This is a genomic window from Paludisphaera rhizosphaerae, from assembly GCF_011065895.1.
Taxonomy (GTDB): domain Bacteria; phylum Planctomycetota; class Planctomycetia; order Isosphaerales; family Isosphaeraceae; genus Paludisphaera; species Paludisphaera rhizosphaerae.
This window is the reverse complement of record NZ_JAALCR010000011.1, coordinates 110,110-124,536: the sequence shown is the minus strand read 5'-3', so window position 1 is coordinate 124,536 and position 14,427 is coordinate 110,110. Positions and strand designations below refer to the sequence as shown.

The 14,427-nt window shown below is 66.7% G+C and carries 12 protein-coding genes; 2 read left to right on the top strand and 10 right to left on the bottom strand.

Going from position 1 to position 14,427, the window contains the following annotated elements; genetic code table 11:
• The first annotated feature begins 357 nt into the window (after positions 1 to 357).
• On the top strand, positions 358 to 3,003 hold the full coding sequence (locus G5C50_RS16060) for a beta strand repeat-containing protein (protein WP_165071012.1): 2,646 nt from the start codon (positions 358 to 360) through the stop codon (positions 3,001 to 3,003).
• Positions 3,004 to 3,087: 84 nt separating this feature from the next.
• Here G5C50_RS16060 and G5C50_RS16055 read toward each other — a convergent pair whose 3' ends face one another.
• The 4 genes from G5C50_RS16055 to G5C50_RS16040 form a co-directional block, all read right to left on the bottom strand.
• Positions 3,088 to 4,746, bottom strand: coding sequence for an alpha-keto acid decarboxylase family protein (locus tag G5C50_RS16055; RefSeq protein WP_165071011.1), 1,659 nt, complete (start codon positions 4,744 to 4,746; stop codon positions 3,088 to 3,090).
• 34 nt (positions 4,747 to 4,780) lie between these two features.
• Positions 4,781 to 5,818 carry a DNA polymerase III subunit delta' gene (gene holB / locus G5C50_RS16050; protein WP_165071010.1) on the bottom strand — a complete coding sequence of 346 codons (1,038 nt, stop codon included), beginning with the start codon at positions 5,816 to 5,818 and terminating at the stop codon, positions 4,781 to 4,783.
• The gene (gene tmk, locus G5C50_RS16045) at positions 5,790 to 6,473 is read right to left on the bottom strand and encodes a dTMP kinase (protein ID WP_240907103.1); all 684 of its coding nucleotides are present in this window, start codon (positions 6,471 to 6,473) and stop codon (positions 5,790 to 5,792) included. Before tmk ends, holB begins: the two co-directional genes overlap by 29 nt.
• A gap of 712 nt (positions 6,474 to 7,185) precedes the next feature.
• Entirely contained in the window at positions 7,186 to 8,520 is a 1,335-nt protein-coding gene (locus G5C50_RS16040) for a dipeptidase (protein ID WP_240907102.1), read from the bottom strand.
• A 297-nt stretch (positions 8,521 to 8,817) separates the two neighbouring features.
• Between G5C50_RS16040 and G5C50_RS16035 the strand changes: the two genes are divergently transcribed.
• A complete protein-coding gene (locus G5C50_RS16035; RefSeq protein ID WP_165071008.1) occupies positions 8,818 to 9,114 on the top strand; it encodes a hypothetical protein in 297 nt (98 codons plus the stop codon).
• A 66-nt stretch (positions 9,115 to 9,180) separates the two neighbouring features.
• On the opposite strand, the gene G5C50_RS16030 is transcribed toward G5C50_RS16035, so the two are convergent.
• The 6 genes from G5C50_RS16030 to G5C50_RS16005 form a co-directional block, all read right to left on the bottom strand.
• Positions 9,181 to 9,603: a type II toxin-antitoxin system VapC family toxin gene (locus G5C50_RS16030; protein WP_165071007.1), complete on the bottom strand. Its 423-nt coding sequence runs from the start codon at positions 9,601 to 9,603 to the stop codon at positions 9,181 to 9,183.
• Between the two features lies 1 nt (position 9,604).
• Positions 9,605 to 9,817, bottom strand: a complete 213-nt coding sequence (locus tag G5C50_RS16025) for a hypothetical protein (RefSeq protein WP_206107729.1) — start codon at positions 9,815 to 9,817, stop codon at positions 9,605 to 9,607.
• Between the two features lie 88 nt (positions 9,818 to 9,905).
• Positions 9,906 to 10,409 (bottom strand): NUDIX domain-containing protein, encoded by a 504-nt coding sequence (locus G5C50_RS16020; RefSeq protein ID WP_165071005.1) that lies wholly within the window; start codon positions 10,407 to 10,409, stop codon positions 9,906 to 9,908.
• Positions 10,410 to 10,428: 19 nt separating this feature from the next.
• The gene (locus tag G5C50_RS16015) at positions 10,429 to 10,746 is read right to left on the bottom strand and encodes a biotin/lipoyl-containing protein (protein ID WP_165071004.1); all 318 of its coding nucleotides are present in this window, start codon (positions 10,744 to 10,746) and stop codon (positions 10,429 to 10,431) included.
• 145 nt (positions 10,747 to 10,891) lie between these two features.
• Entirely contained in the window at positions 10,892 to 12,568 is a 1,677-nt protein-coding gene (locus G5C50_RS16010; RefSeq protein WP_165071003.1) for a hypothetical protein, read from the bottom strand.
• Positions 12,565 to 14,259 (bottom strand): hypothetical protein, encoded by a 1,695-nt coding sequence (locus tag G5C50_RS16005; protein ID WP_165071002.1) that lies wholly within the window; start codon positions 14,257 to 14,259, stop codon positions 12,565 to 12,567. The genes G5C50_RS16010 and G5C50_RS16005 overlap by 4 nt, the downstream gene beginning before the upstream one ends.
• Positions 14,260 to 14,427 lie beyond the last annotated feature (168 nt).

Below are 14,427 nucleotides of genomic sequence, written 5' to 3'. Positions count from 1 at the left end.
CGCGTTGCTCGGCGGGCGTCCCGGGCCTCCAGGGAACGGGGACGCGGACGACCTCGCGGGCCGCGACAGAGGTTGTATCGGGTCTGCGGATTGTCCGAGTTGAATCGAAGGTGCGACGGCTTCCCACTCCAGGGGATGCGCCCGGGGTGGATTGGAGTGGAGGCCGAGACGCGTCAAGGCCGAAATCTCAGTGGTAGTAAGGGACCCTTGGCGGCGGATTCGCGCCGAACCCGCCCTCGCCGACGGCTGAAGCCGCCCGGTGCGGGCGAGACTCACGAGGGACGCCCGCCGCGAGGCCCGTGCGAGAGCACTCGGGGCGGAACGCGGAAGGATGCCTGGGAGAAGGGAGTCTCCAAGATGCTGATTGGCAAGCGCGGACCTCGGCTCGGCCCTTCGAAGCGCAAGGCTGCGAAGTGCCTCCCGCGAGCGGAAAGTCTCGAGGCGAAGATCCTGCTGTCCATTGACCTGGGGGGGACGGCGCCGCCGGCCCTGCCCAACATCGCCAGCCAGAACGTGGGCGTCGCGATGGTCGGTACCAGTACGCCTCTTCAGAACGCCGGCTACAGCGTGGCGAACCTGGGGAGCGTCAACGGTACGGGCTATGACGCCTTCCTGGTCGGCGCGCCGGCGATCAACAACACGGGGACGAACACGACGTCCGCCGCCTACCTGGTGTTTGGTTCGCAGGCGAACTCGACGTCCGGGCCGGCGATCTCGGACTGGTTGAACAATGTGCCCAACGGGCGCGTCGGCGACCTGACGCAGCTTGGCGGCGTGACTCAATCCAACCCGATCACGGGGACGACGACGAACGCCTACAATTTCAACGGCGTGACGTTCATCACCAGCCAGCAGACGAACTCGCAGCTTGGCTACTCCGTGGCCAACGCCGGGACGATCCGCGGGACGCAGGCGTTCCTGATCGGCGCCCCCAATGGCACCGAGGCGGGGTCGTTCACCAGTGGAGCGGGAACCGGCCGCGCCTACCTGGTCTACGGCGCCTCCAACCTCTCCACCCTGGCGAACAAGACGATCGACCTTGACGATCCGGCGTCGGCGGCGGCGGCGGGCGTTCAGGTCATCACGTTCGTCAGCTCGGCGTTGGGAGCCCGCCTGGGCGACTCGGTCGCTGGGATCGGCAACTTCCTCAACGACGGCTCCAACGGCATCGCCTTGGGTGCCCCGAACGCGTCGATCAGCGGCACGGTGACCTCCGGCGCCGTGTACGTTATGACGGGCAACAACCTGCCCGGGTCCAACTCGACCATCGACGTCACGCAGATCGGCCAGGGGAGCGTGAACGGCCTGGTGATCGCCGGGCCCAGCGGCGGCAGTCAGACGGGGACCGCGGTCGGCGGCGACGGCGTCGACGTCAACGGCGACGGTCTGGCCGACATGGTCATCGGCGCCTCCGGCACCAGCGGCGGCGCGGGGACGGCCTACCTCGTCTACGGCGGCAACCTGGTCAGCCAGACGATCGTCACCAACAGCTATCGCTCGCTGTCCCTGGCTCGCGTCGGGACGGCCACCGGCTCGACGCCGACCCCGGTCGCCGGCGCCGCGATCACGGGCTCGTCCGGCGAGCAGCTCGGCTTCGCGGTCGCCAGCGCGGGCGACTTCAACAACGACGGCTTCGGCGACGTCCTCATCGGCGGACCGGGCTATAGCACCAGCACCGGTCGGGCGATCCTCCTCTACGGCGGCGCCAACAACGTCGTGAGCGGGATCTTCACCGCCGACACCATCCCCAGCTCGATCAGCTCCATGACCCTCATCGGCACGGCCGAAGGGGACGAGGCCGGTTACGCTCTGTCGCTGGCCGCCGCGGTCAACAGTGGACAGCCGAACGGCATCCTGGTCGGCTCGCCGGGTTATCTCTCCGACCGTGGAACGGCCTACTACCTGCCCGGCCACGGCGGGCTTTACACCGGTACGTTCTTGCTGTCCGACGCTGAAAATTCCGGCACCCTGGCCGGGCTCCAGCTCTTCGGGACGACGCCGGGCTTCTCCGTCTCGACGAACGCCCCGCGGTTCGGTGCGGCGGTCTCGGGTCGGCTCCTGTCGAGCAGCCAGACCTTCACGGCCGACGGCGACAGGCTGGGCGACTTCATCATCGGCGCCCCGGGTTTCACCGTCATCAACTCGGGCAACTTGGCAGGCGCCGGGTTCATCGTTCAGGGAGCCGAGATCAGCGTAGGCATCCCGCCGGCGACGAACGTGATCACCAGCCAGATCGTTCGGATCGACAGTGCGACCACGGCGCCCTTTAGCATCAGCGCCACGACGCCGGCCACGGTGCAGATCTACGTGACCAGCGCCACGACCCCGACTGGCGGCACCTTCAACCCGGCGACGGACATCGACCCGACGACGATCGTCGTCAACGGCGTGGCCTTCCCGACGGCGACCGTCGCCGTGGATCCGGCCAACTCCTCGCAGGCGATCATCACGATCACGCCGCGGTCGTCGCTCAACCTTCCCAGCAGCGGGACCACGGCGTTCACGGTCAGCGGACTGACGAACTCCACGGCTTCGGACCCGAACCAGCCCTGGACGGCGACCACGACCGTCACGACTGGCGGTGGCGGAGGGGGTGGCGGCGGCGGCGGCACGGGGCTCTCGGCGGCGGTCCCCCCGGGCGCCACCACGAGCACGACCTTCGTCTCGCCGTTCGGCAGCTCGTTCGTCCCCTCGCTGTCGTCCCTCTCGCAGTTCAACTACGCTCCGATTCCGGTGAGCGTGGCCATCAGCCAGTACTTGCCTCAGGGCGGCTTCCGGCAGCGGATCCAGGCCTATCACGGCATGAAGATCCAGGGACGGAACCAGAACCGGAGCCGCAACTCCGATACGGGTTCGGGGATCTGGACGCTCGGCCGCAGCGTCTTCACCCGCAGCCGGTTCCACAACGGCAAGACCTACACCTGGACTCACGCCGGCAACGTCGTGCCGATCCAGAACAAGTACGTCAAGTACAACCGCGTCAACAACCACCTGCCGGGCTGACCCTCGGGTCCAGTCTGGCTGCTCCGGGCCGGCCCTCTCGCACGAGAGGGCCGGCCCGTCGGCTTTTCGAACCGAGGGACCTCGTCACTTCTTCTTGCCGACGCGCTCAGCCATCCGGGTCGCCAGACGTTCCAGGGCCGGGCTGTGATCGTAGCGGTCCAGGTGGACGTTCAGCAGGCTGAAGCTCCCCGTGTTGGCCCAGGCCCGATCGAGAGCGGCGTCCAGCTCGGCGACCGTCCGGACCTCCATCCCCAGGCCGACCCCCAGCACCTCGGGGATCCGGTGATATTCCCAGTTGAACACGTCGTTGAACGAGCCTTCCAGCATGAACCGCTCGGTTGTGTAGCCGTGGTTGTTCAGGACGACGATGATCGGGTTGAAGCCGTGACGGGCGATCGTCGACAGCTCCATGCCCGTCATCTGGAAGGCCCCGTCGCCGACGAGCACCAGCACCCGCGACGACGGGTTGGCCATGTTCGCCCCGACCGCCGCCGGCACGCCGAAGCCCATTGACGTGTAGTACGCCGGGCTGAGGAACTCCGTGCGCCGCTCCATCTCCAGGTCGGTCGCGCCGAAGAGGGAGTCTCCCACGTCGGCGATCACCGTCGTGTCGGTGGTCTCTCGCAGCAGCCGGTTCAGCCGGGCGAAGACCTTCGAAGACGTGGCCTGTGAACTCGGCGGGCCGATCTCGACGTCCTCGAACGCGCCTTCCCGCTTCGGCACGGGCGTCTGGGCGACCTTTACCCGGCGCTTGATCAGCCCCCGGATGTAGTCGTCGAGACGGACGTCCCGATAGTGGTGGCGGCGGATCTGCAGGTCTTCGCTCGTCGCGTCGATGCACTTCGACGGGTCGAGCTTGGCCGTGAAGATCCCCAGGTTGATGTCGGTGAGGAAGCAGCCGAGCATCAGCAGGCAGTCGGACGATTCGACGAGCTTGGTGACTTCGGGCCTTCCCATCGCTCCTTCGTAGACGCCCGCGAACTGCGGGTGGGCTTCGGAGACCACGCTCTTGCCCAGGATGGTGGTGGCGATCGGCATGCCGGTGGACTCGGCCAGCTCGATCAGCTCGTCCTGGAGGTGGAAGCGGTGGATCTCGACGTCGGCCAGGATCATGGGCCGTTTCGCCGCGGTCAGCATCGCCTCGGTTTCATCGAGCGCCTCACGGAGCGCGTCCGGATCGCTCTCGACGACCGTCGTCCGGCGGTGGTGCGGGGCGTCGGGGACGACGTGGACCTGGTCGCGCGGCAGCTCCAGGTAGACGGGCCGCTTGTATCTCAGGGCGGCGTCGAGGACGCGGTCGATCTCGGAGAAGGCCGTCTCGGGACGGTCGAGGATCGCCGAGGCGACCGTCAGGTGCTGGAAGACGTCGAACTGGGTGTCGAAGGTCTTGACCTTGTGGTGCAAGAGCGGGTTGCGGGCACGCTCGCCGATCCCTGGCGAACCGCTCAGGACGATCACCGGCGACTTCTCGGCGAACGCCCCGGCGATGCTGTTGGCGGCCGAAAGCCCACCCACGCAGTACGTGACGCAGACGCACCCCAGTCCGTTCACCCGCGCGTACGCGTCGGCCGCGAAGCCGGCGTTGTCCTCGCGCGTGGTGCCGACCAGTTTCAACGGGCTCTCTTCGAGCATCTTGTACAGACCGAGGACGTAGTCGCCCGGAATGCCGAAGACGTGCTTCACGCCCAGGTCGGAGATGCGTTCGATCAGGTAGCGTCCAACGGAAGGCGACGATTCGGCCATGGGACTGCCTCCTCGGCCCCAAAGCGTCGCGGCGTCAGCCGCGTGCCCGGGGGTTGATGACTTTCGCCAGGTCGTGGAACAGGGATTCGAGGACCAGAGACATATAGATGTTGCGCTGAAGGTGGTAGTCGGCCTCCATCGCGCGGTCCGCCAGGATGAAGACGTCCTCCGGCTCAAGACGTTCGGCGAGCCGGGCGATGGCGCGGCGGTCGTCGGGATCGGGGGAGGGGGGCTCAAGGCCGGCGGTCTGCCAGAGGACTCCGCGGAAGAGCCTGGCCAGTTCCCAGACCATCAGCCGGACCCGTCGCCGCTGGGCCGACGCTTCTTTCCCAGCCTGTTTGGCAAAAGCGTCCAGCAGTTTGACGTGCTCGCCCGGGTCGAACCCCCGTTCTCCGGCCAGGCCGTCGATCAGGTCGCGACGGTATCGGCCGAGGTCCGGGTCGGCCAGCCCGACCGCGCGGCCGACGCTGCCGTCGGCGAGGGTCGCCAGCTTCAGCGCTTCGGCCGGCTCGCTGGCCACGCCCTTCTCCAGCAGCAGAGACGCCAACTCGTCGGTCGCCAGCGGCTCGAAGCGGACGACCTGGCAGCGCGAGACGACCGTCTCAAGCTGCTGCTCGGGGGACGTGCCGATCAGGATGAGCACCGCGCCCGGCGGGGGTTCTTCCAGCGTCTTGAGGAAGGCGTTGGCCGCCTCGTCGTTCATCGTGTCCACGTCGTCGACGACGGCGACCTTCCGACCCCCTCGCGCCGGCTTGAGGGCGAACTCGTCGCAGAGGTCGCGGACGACCTTGATCGGGAGTTCCTGCTTGTCCTCGGGACGGCCGGCGGTGATGAGGTCCGGGTGGGTGCCGGCCTCAGCCTGGAGGCAGCCCGGGCAGACGCCGCAGGGGTCCAGTTCGGACTCCGCGCGGGTCTCGCAAAGCAGGGCCTGGGCGAGCGTCAACGCGAAGTAACGCTTGCCGATCCCCTCGGGGCCGACGAACAGGAAGGCGTGCGGGAACCTCCCCGAATTGAGGCCTGCCCGCAGCGATTCGACGACTCGGTCATGGCCGCGGATCGAGTGCCAGGGCATCCTGGACCTCCTTCCGGATGAGGGCGAAGACGGCGTCGGCTTCGAGGCCGCCATCGATCACGGTCAGCGGGCTCGAATACATGGAACGATCCGCCGGTGCGAGGAGAAACCCCGCACGGACGCGGTCCTGATACTCGGCCGGCCGTTTCTCGATCCGGTCGCGGGCGGGGCCGGTCCGAGAGCGGGCGACCTCCTGCGGAACGTCCAGCAGGAGGGTCAGGTCGGGCATCAGCCCCCCCGTCGCGACCAATCCGACATCCGCGATCTCGTCGACGGATAGTCCTCCGGCCACACCCTGATAGATGATGTTGGAGAGGACGAACCGGTCGGAGACGACGATCCGTCCCGCCGCCAGGGCCGGCCGGATCACCTCGTCGACGAGTTGGGCGCGGCTGGCCATGTAAAGGAGCATCTCGGCCCGCATCGTCGGGTGGACCGATTCGTCGGAGAGGATCACGGTACGGAGCCGCTCGCCCAGGTTGGTCCCCCCGGGGTCGCGGCAGGCGACGACGTCGAAGCCCTCTTCACGCAGCCACTCGATCGTCCGCGCCGCCTGGGTCGACTTCCCGCCGCCGTCGGGCCCTTCGAAGACGAGGAAGAAGCCGGGATGCGGCCGAAGTCGGGTTGTGTCGTCCACCGTGTCCTTGTGCGTCACGTCGGGATCCTCCTGGAAGGCATCCTATCCGTGATTCCCATCGAAGGCGAGCCTGCGCCCGGCGGCTTCGTTTGCGCACAACGTGCATCGAAGCCGTCGGACGCAAGTGCTTTTCGATTATTGAGTTGGGGACTCATTTCCCAGGTCCTGACGGTGGCTTCGTTCGGCAACTCTTCCGCCGATCGCTCATATCGGGTGGCATGGCCACGCTTGCGTGGCCATGAACCGCCGTCGGTTGTTCGCGAGACCGACGAGCCACAATCGGGATTGGGTCCGAAATGGGTTCGGTCGTCGCACTTCATGGTCCGTTTTGTCGCTGGTAAGTGATTTTGTTTAATGAGTTTGCGTCGATTGACGGAGTTGGCTTCGATCGTCGAGAAACGTCGTCTTTCCCCGGGCGTTTCGTCCCCCCTTGGTCCCGGGGGGATGGGGCAACGCCTGGTGGTGGGTCCCTCGTCGGTTCATGGCCACGCAAGCGTGGCCATGGCACCCGAGGAACGCGGATGAGGCCGCCGAATCGAAAAAAAGAGGCCGCCTCTATATCGATACGCTACTCACCGAGTTTCGGTACGATGGAGGACCCCGGCCGATTCCGCTGGTCGAGGCATTGGTCGTAAGGGTCGGGAGACTTCCTCCGCGAGAACCCGGCCGAGCAGGCTCGGGTTGTCGGGAGCGGGCGCCGGTTCCAAGCTCGCCTCAAGTCGGATCTGTCTCAGGACTTCACGAGCACGTCCTTGCAGACCCTCAGAATGTTTCCGCCGAGGATTTTTCGGATCTGGTCGTCGGTGTAGCCGCGTTGGACCATCGCGACGGTGAAGAGGGGCCAGTTCGTCCAGGCGAGGGGCCGGGCGCGAGGCCAGTTGCCCCCAAGCGCACCCTCGGGCCAGAGGGACGCGAACGGGGCGCGGCGGCGGCCTCGGGATTTCACCTTGGCGTTCTCGGCCGCCGCATAACGCGACTCATGGGCCGCGTCGGTGCCGATCGCGACGTGGTCAGCGCCGAACTTCTTGACCACGTAGTCAATGTGATCCACCAGGCGGGCGATGTCGCCGTTGCCGGCCAGGAAGTCGGGGATGCAGCAGATGCCGACCAGGCCTCCCGTGTCGCAGATCGCCCGGATGACTTCGTCGGGCTTGGAACGGATGTGGGAATGGACCCCCGCGCAGGTGGTGTGGCTGGCCACCATCGGCTTCGTCGAAGCCTGGGCCGCTTCGAGGCTGGTCCGCCAGCCGCTGTGGGCCACGTCGACGATCACCCCCAGTCGGTTCATCTCCTTGACGGCCGCGCGGCCGAAGTCGCTCAGACCGCCGTTGGCCGCCTCGGCGCAGCCGTCGCCCAGCAGGTTGCGGCGGTTGTAGGTGACGTGCATCATGCGGATGCCGAGCTGGAAGAAGAGCCGCACGAATCCGAGGTCCGCCTGCATGCTGGTCGAGTGACCGGCCAGCGGGACCCCGTTGCCCGTCAGGTACAGGCAATGCCGACCCGCGGCCCTCGCGGCTTCGATGTCTTCCGGAAGCGTCGCTCGCGCGAGACCGCCGCGCATCATGTCGCCCAGGTAGGTGAAGTGGGCCAGTCGCTTCATCAGCACGAGCGGATCGGAGCTTTCCTCGCCGGCATTCTGGAAGATGCAGGCGACGCCCGCGACCTTCATGGCGTTCAGGAACTCTTCCCGTTCCTGGGCCACGAGCGCCGGGCGGGTCATCGCCATTTCCTGCCGCAGGAGGTTGAGTTCGGCGTCGGACGCCCCCTCCGCCTCGGCCTGGGCCATCGCGGCCCCATCGATGGCCGCTCGCGGAGCGAAGCCGTAGGCGTCGAACACCAGGCAGTCGCGGTGCAGCTCCAGCCCTCGCTGCAACTGGGCCGGCGTCGGTTTCAGGACCTCGAGCGCCTCATCGCGGGCCCTGGCGATCCCCGGGTGGTCCGAAGCCATCAGCGGATCGCCACCCGCCGGAAGCTTGGCGTCAGCTTCCTGGGCCCGGCCTTCCGCGGCGTCGGCCTGCCGTCGTCTCGATAATATCGTCGCTGCGCCGGCCGTCTTGAGAAACATGCGCCGGGAGGAATCATGAGAGGGATTCGCGGCGTCCGAGACCGATTCAGGAAGAGGAATCATCGAGGGTTTCGTTCCGTATCGTGAGGATGACGTGGAGGAGAAGACTCGTCGAAGTCCTATTCGAGAGACGGCAGGCTGCCGTATGTTAACCGGTCCTTGGACATATACCGGTTCCCCTCCCGTGCGCTGGGCAAAGGCGAGTCGTTTACTACTGAGAGGCCCCGATTCGCGACGCGTCACCTCCGAATCCGTGATAACAGAATCTGATCACGACTTAAGCGGAGAACTCTCGTTATGCCTCGCCCGGATCGATACACATGGCGAGCGATCCGAATCCCCTACCGCACGATCAGACGAGTCTATGGCAGTGACAACCTCGACGATGCTGGTGATGACCTCGTCTATGCCCTTCGGATCGTCTCGGAATATCCGAACCAATTTCGCCACCGCTTCAGCACTGACTCCAGCCACGACAACCCGTGGTATCACGAATTGATCTTCGAGATCGAAGGCATCCCCGAGCCTACATACGATCGGTTCGTCGAGGAAATTGCCGCCCTCGGACTCCTTGAGACACCCAGGACAAGCTAAGCCGAATCCGACAAGCCTCCTGGAGGCCTGGCAAACGGTTCCAGCAGAACTGCGAGGATCAGTCTGTCAGACGGACCAGTCGTCGATCATCAGTCCAGGGATGTTGTCGAAGTCGGCTCGATTCCGGGTGAGCAGGACCGCCTCTCGAGTGATGGCGATGGCGGCGATCTTGAGGTCCATAGATCCTGTGCGCGGAAATGAGCGTTTGAGTCGGCCGTATTCAACGGCGGCCATATCGTCGAAATCGAGGATCGGGACACGGCAGAAGTTCTCGTGCATACGCCTCAGACGGGCATAGGCGTCCACCTGGGCGTCGAGGTTACGAGCCTTCTTGATATAGGCCAGCCATCCTCGGGATTGTTCCTCGAGGGAGATGATGGTGACGGCTGCGGACGTCTCCTGCTCCTGCAACCTGGCCCGCAGCCTGGAAGACGCGGTGCTGTGAACTTGTTGGAGAAACGAGAAATGGTCGGTGTCCAGGATGAACACCTCAGGGTTTCCTTCCAGCTCGGGGCCGTTTGGTCCTCAGCGACTCTCGGTACTCGCGGCCTAGCTGGACGATCTGGTCGTAGATCGGATCGTCGGCGAACGTCCCAGCGACGGCGTCCCACCATGGGCGATCATCTCGTGCCACCTGCGCTTTGAGGCGGGCCATGTCGCGTTCGAGCGCGGCCAGACGGTCTTCGATCGGCACGGAAGACATCACAGGCCCCCTTCAGTCATCAAAGTCGCATCGCTCGCTTGCGGCACGACGCCGGCTGTCGGGATGGTAAATGCGGGATTGAAGGCGGTCAAGAACCGGTGACGAGAGCTTCAGCCGGAGGAGGGGGCTCGTCGGCTTTTTCGATCCAGGCCTTGGCCTCGGCGAAGACCTGGCGGATCTTGGTGTGGTAGAGGAGGCGGTTGATCTCGTCGAAGGTCCCCCAGTGGAACCAGTGGCCGTGGGGGTCTTCCATGTGCTCGGCGGAGCGGGTGGGCTCGATGGGGTCGCGGACGTCGACGACGAAGTACGTGACGGTCTTGACGACCTTGCGGCCTCGGCGGATGTAGGTGTAAGAGAGGCTGCGTTCGAAGCCCTCACGGAACGTCCAGTCGGGGAGGCTGGTCTCTTCCTGGAACTCACGACCGGCGGCCTGGCGCGGAGTCTCGCCGGCCTCGACGCCCCCCTTGGGGAACTCCCACTTGGCGCGCGGGTTCCGCACCGTCGCGGAGTGCAGGACCAGGAACCTGTAGACCAGGCCTTCTCCGCGATGGAAGGGGATGACGCCAGCGGATCGTTCGTGAAACGTCGTCATTTTCCGGCGGCGACCTACCCTAGCGCGTGACTTCGCCGCGACCGCCGGAACCCCCGTTGCGGCCCGACCCCTCGCCGCCACCGTCCTGCTCCTCGATCGGATCGACGTAGCCGAGGATGGATCCCGGTGTCACCAGGTCGTCCTCTCGACCGCGGATCTCCACGAGGCGCCCGGTCGCGGGCGCGGAGACGTCGAAGATCAGCGGGCCGGCCGAAATCTCGACCAGGCGCTCGCCTTCCAGGACGTGCGACCCCCGCGCGGCGTACCAGTGGCTGACGATGATCGGCATGTCGGGATCAGTCCCCAGCTCCGGAAGGATGACAGCCTCCAGGCGCATGGCGAACCCCGTCACGTCGAATTGTGATATCGTCGGCCTCGAGTCGCGAAGGAAAAGCCTTGCGGCGGTTCCTTCACGCTCACTTCACTCTCCAGCTTATCTTGACGGCGGCCTGTTGAACAGACCGAAGAGTTCCGTTTTCGATTCATAAACGCCTTGCATCGCCGCCCCGATCCGCTGCGCGAGCGTCGCCGCGGGGAACGAAGTCGAAGACGCCGTAAGCGTCGCGGAGCCACGACTCGCGCGAGGAGGCCGGATCGACGACGAACGACTGCGAGTTCCGGAGTTCGTACTCCCGGCCCATCTCCGCCAGCCATTCGCGGACCGCCGGATCCTCGGCCTCGTAATCGCGGAAGAGGACGACCCGCAAGGGATGGGCGTCGGTCCACTGGGAGGGATCGGGCTGGAACGGAATCTTCTCGCGGTGTCGGGGCGAGTAAAGCCGTTGGTGGAACAGATAAACGGCCGACATCCCTGCTTCCCAGGTGTGGGCCTCAATCTCCCGGCCGAAGTCCGCCTTGAGACAGGCCAGGTCGGCGTCGCGCGCCTGCTCGGTCCAGAACGAGCGGGCGAATTCGCGGGCGTGCACGTCCTTGTAGACGCGGTAGGGCATCGCCAGGTCCTTGACCATCAGACCCACCGCCAGGAGGACCATCGCCGTCAGCAAGAGCCTCGGCACCCGCGCCGCGAGACTCGGCCGTCGGATCCGAGAGGCCGCGACGGCCATTCCCAGCCCGGCCGCTAAACAGGCCGAAGGTGCCAGATATTGCACGATCCGCGCCTCGCCCCCGTAGGGATACTTGCCGAGGAAGGCCGCGACGATCCCCAGGGCGAACGGGGCCGTCAGTGTCGCGGCCAGGGTCTTCCGGCCCGAACGCCAAAGCGCCAGCAGGCCGACCAGTGCGCAGATCAGGGTTCCCGAACTCCCCCCCTTGCGCTCGCCGACCGGATACGCCATGAGGTTTCCGGCGTGCTGGTCAATCAACCAGACGGGGATCCAGGCCGGCTGGTCGAGCGGCGGGAACGACTCCTTCCAGTAGCCCTCGCGATAGTGCGTCCCCATCGCCTGCTGCTGCGCGGAGGTCGCCGCCAGGTAGATGGTGAGGAACGACGCCAGGAGCACCGCGCCGTAAGCCGTCCAGGCGACCCGGACGCGGTTGTTCCCCCGCAGGAGGATCGCCGGGGCCGCCGCCGCGACCACGCCGCCGGCGACGAAAACGGCCGGATAGGAAACCGCCAGCAGCAACGGAAGAGCCGCCGCGCCGATCCACCACCATCGGGCGGATTCCGGCCGTCGCAGGTATTCAACGGCGAAGGTCAGGATCAGAAGCGCGGCCAGAAGGTCCGAACCGTAGGGCTTGATCTCGTTCCCGTGGCGGATCGGATACCAGGCCGCCGCCAGGATCCCGGTCGCCAGCACAAGCCCCCAGCCCCGGACGACCCGCGACGCAAGATGCCGAAAGACGACGACGCTCGCGATGCTGCAGAGCGTCGGGAAGAGGCGGAGGGTCAACTCGTTGTAACCCAGCGCGAGGACGAACAGCCGCTCGATCACCAGGAACATCCAGGGGGCGACCTGTCCGTACTCCAGCGGTCGGGCCAACTCGAGGAAGTTCCGATCCCAGAGGCTCGCGGCCAGGAACGCCTCGTCGTGCCAGATGGGGTAGTCCACCAGGAACCGGACCAGTCGGACGGCCACGCCGAGAGCCACGAGCATCCAGCTCACACGCTCGAACCAGCGGTCGTCGGCTTCCGAGCCGGCGCCGATTCGAAGGGGCGCGAGCGGAGTGTCGGGCGTCGTCGACGGAGCGTCGGTGCTCATTCGGCTATCCTTTGGGTCGTCTGGGCGAGGGGGGCGAATTCGTAAACTCGCCAGGTCTCAACGATCGTTCGCGGGTCGTCGCCGAACGTGCCGGCGACGGGGATCGATCGGACGGCACGTAATCCGTAGATCGACTGCATCCGGGCCAGCCAGGCGATCATTTCAGGATTTTCAGGATCCTCGTCGAAGGCCACGCAGCGCAGCGGGCGGGCCCCCGAAACGTCCTCGAACCGAGGCCGGCCCTCCCGGCGCTGGGGCGAACAGATCGCTTGGTTGCAGAGATACCAGGCCCGTTTCCCCTGCCAGAGCCCGGAGCGGCCGAGGCCGAAGTCCAGGTACGTGCAGGCGACGACGGCGTCGCGGCCCACCTCGGGCCAGAACGCCCGGGCGAAATCTCGGGCCTCGCGATCGTGGACCATCCGATAGGGCCGCTGCCAACTGGCCGCCTGGGGAAGCAGAACGCACAAGATCAGGGCAACGACCCCGACGCGAACCAGTGTGGTGCGGAGCCTCGGTCGGCGGATCGCCTCGAACATCGCGCCGAGCCCCGCCCCGGCCAGCAGGCAGATCGCCGGAGCGGCGTACTGAGCGAGACGAGCCTCGGGGCCGAACGGGTAGCGTCGCAAAGCCGCGGCGATCAGATTCAGCCCGATCGGGGCGAGCAAGGCGACGACCAGCGCCGGCCGACCGCGACGGATCATCGCGATCGCCCCGACGAGACACGCCAGGGAAGTCGCGAAACTCGCCCCTCGCGCGCCGCCTCCCGGATAGGCGAAGACGCTTCCCGTCAGCGCCGAGAGGAGCCAGCCCGGAAGGGCCGACGGCCTGTCCAGCGGCGGAAAGCCAGCCGCCCAGTACCGCTTGAGACCTTCGATGGCCGCAGCGCTTTGTTCGCCGCCGAAGCCGACGTGGAGCACCAGGAACGACCCGATCGACACCGCGGCGCAGGAGGCCAGCGCCAGGCGTTCGGCCGCTCGCCCGGTCTTCCAGACCGGGACCGCCAGGCCAAGCAGAATCCCGGCCGCGACGAAGAGGGCCGGGTTGGAAATCGCCAGCGCGAAGGGGAGCACGAACAGCAACAGCCAGAGCCGCCGAGGGCCGTCGCGATCGATCAGCCAGGCCGTTGCCGGGGCGAGCAGCGCGAGGGCGGCGAGGAGGTCGGACGCGTAGGGCTTGACCTCGGCCGCGTGCCGGATCGGGTGGACGCTCACCGCGAAGATCCCCACCGCCGCCAGCAGCGCGGGGCCGGTGAGGATGCGACGGGCCACGCGCTCGAACAGCACGACCGACGCTAGCCCGCAGGCGAGCGGAAACAGTCGCAGCGACCACTCCGAATACCCCAACGCCAGGACGGCCGTGCGCTCGATCCAGAGAAAGAGCAGCGGGCAGACCTGGCCGTTCTCGAGGGGCTTCATGAGGTCGAGGTAGCCACGGTCGATGAAATTGACCGCCAGGAAACATTCGTCCGACCAGAAGGGTATTCCCTGGGCGTACCGGACGAGCCGCGCCACCATCCCCAGCGCGACCAGGGCGATGAGGACCGCACGCGGGGAGAGGATCCCGATCGGAGCGTGGTCTTCCTCCGGCCCTGGGAAATCCCCCAGCCGGCGCCGACGCAGCCTCCGCTGGGGCGCGTCGAAGGTCGACGGGCCCGGGAGGGGTCGCGATTGGAGGGGCGGTTCCGGTTCCATCCGGCTCGGCTCGGCTTGACGAAGGGGGCGTTCCGCGGTTCCTTCCGCGTGCGCGCGTCGACGTGCATCTATAGGGGAATTCCGATTTCGTACAAGGGCGCTTCGGGCTATCCTGAATTCCAGGTGTGAGAATCAGGGCCCAGTGGCGACGCAGCCTGGGGGTTGTCG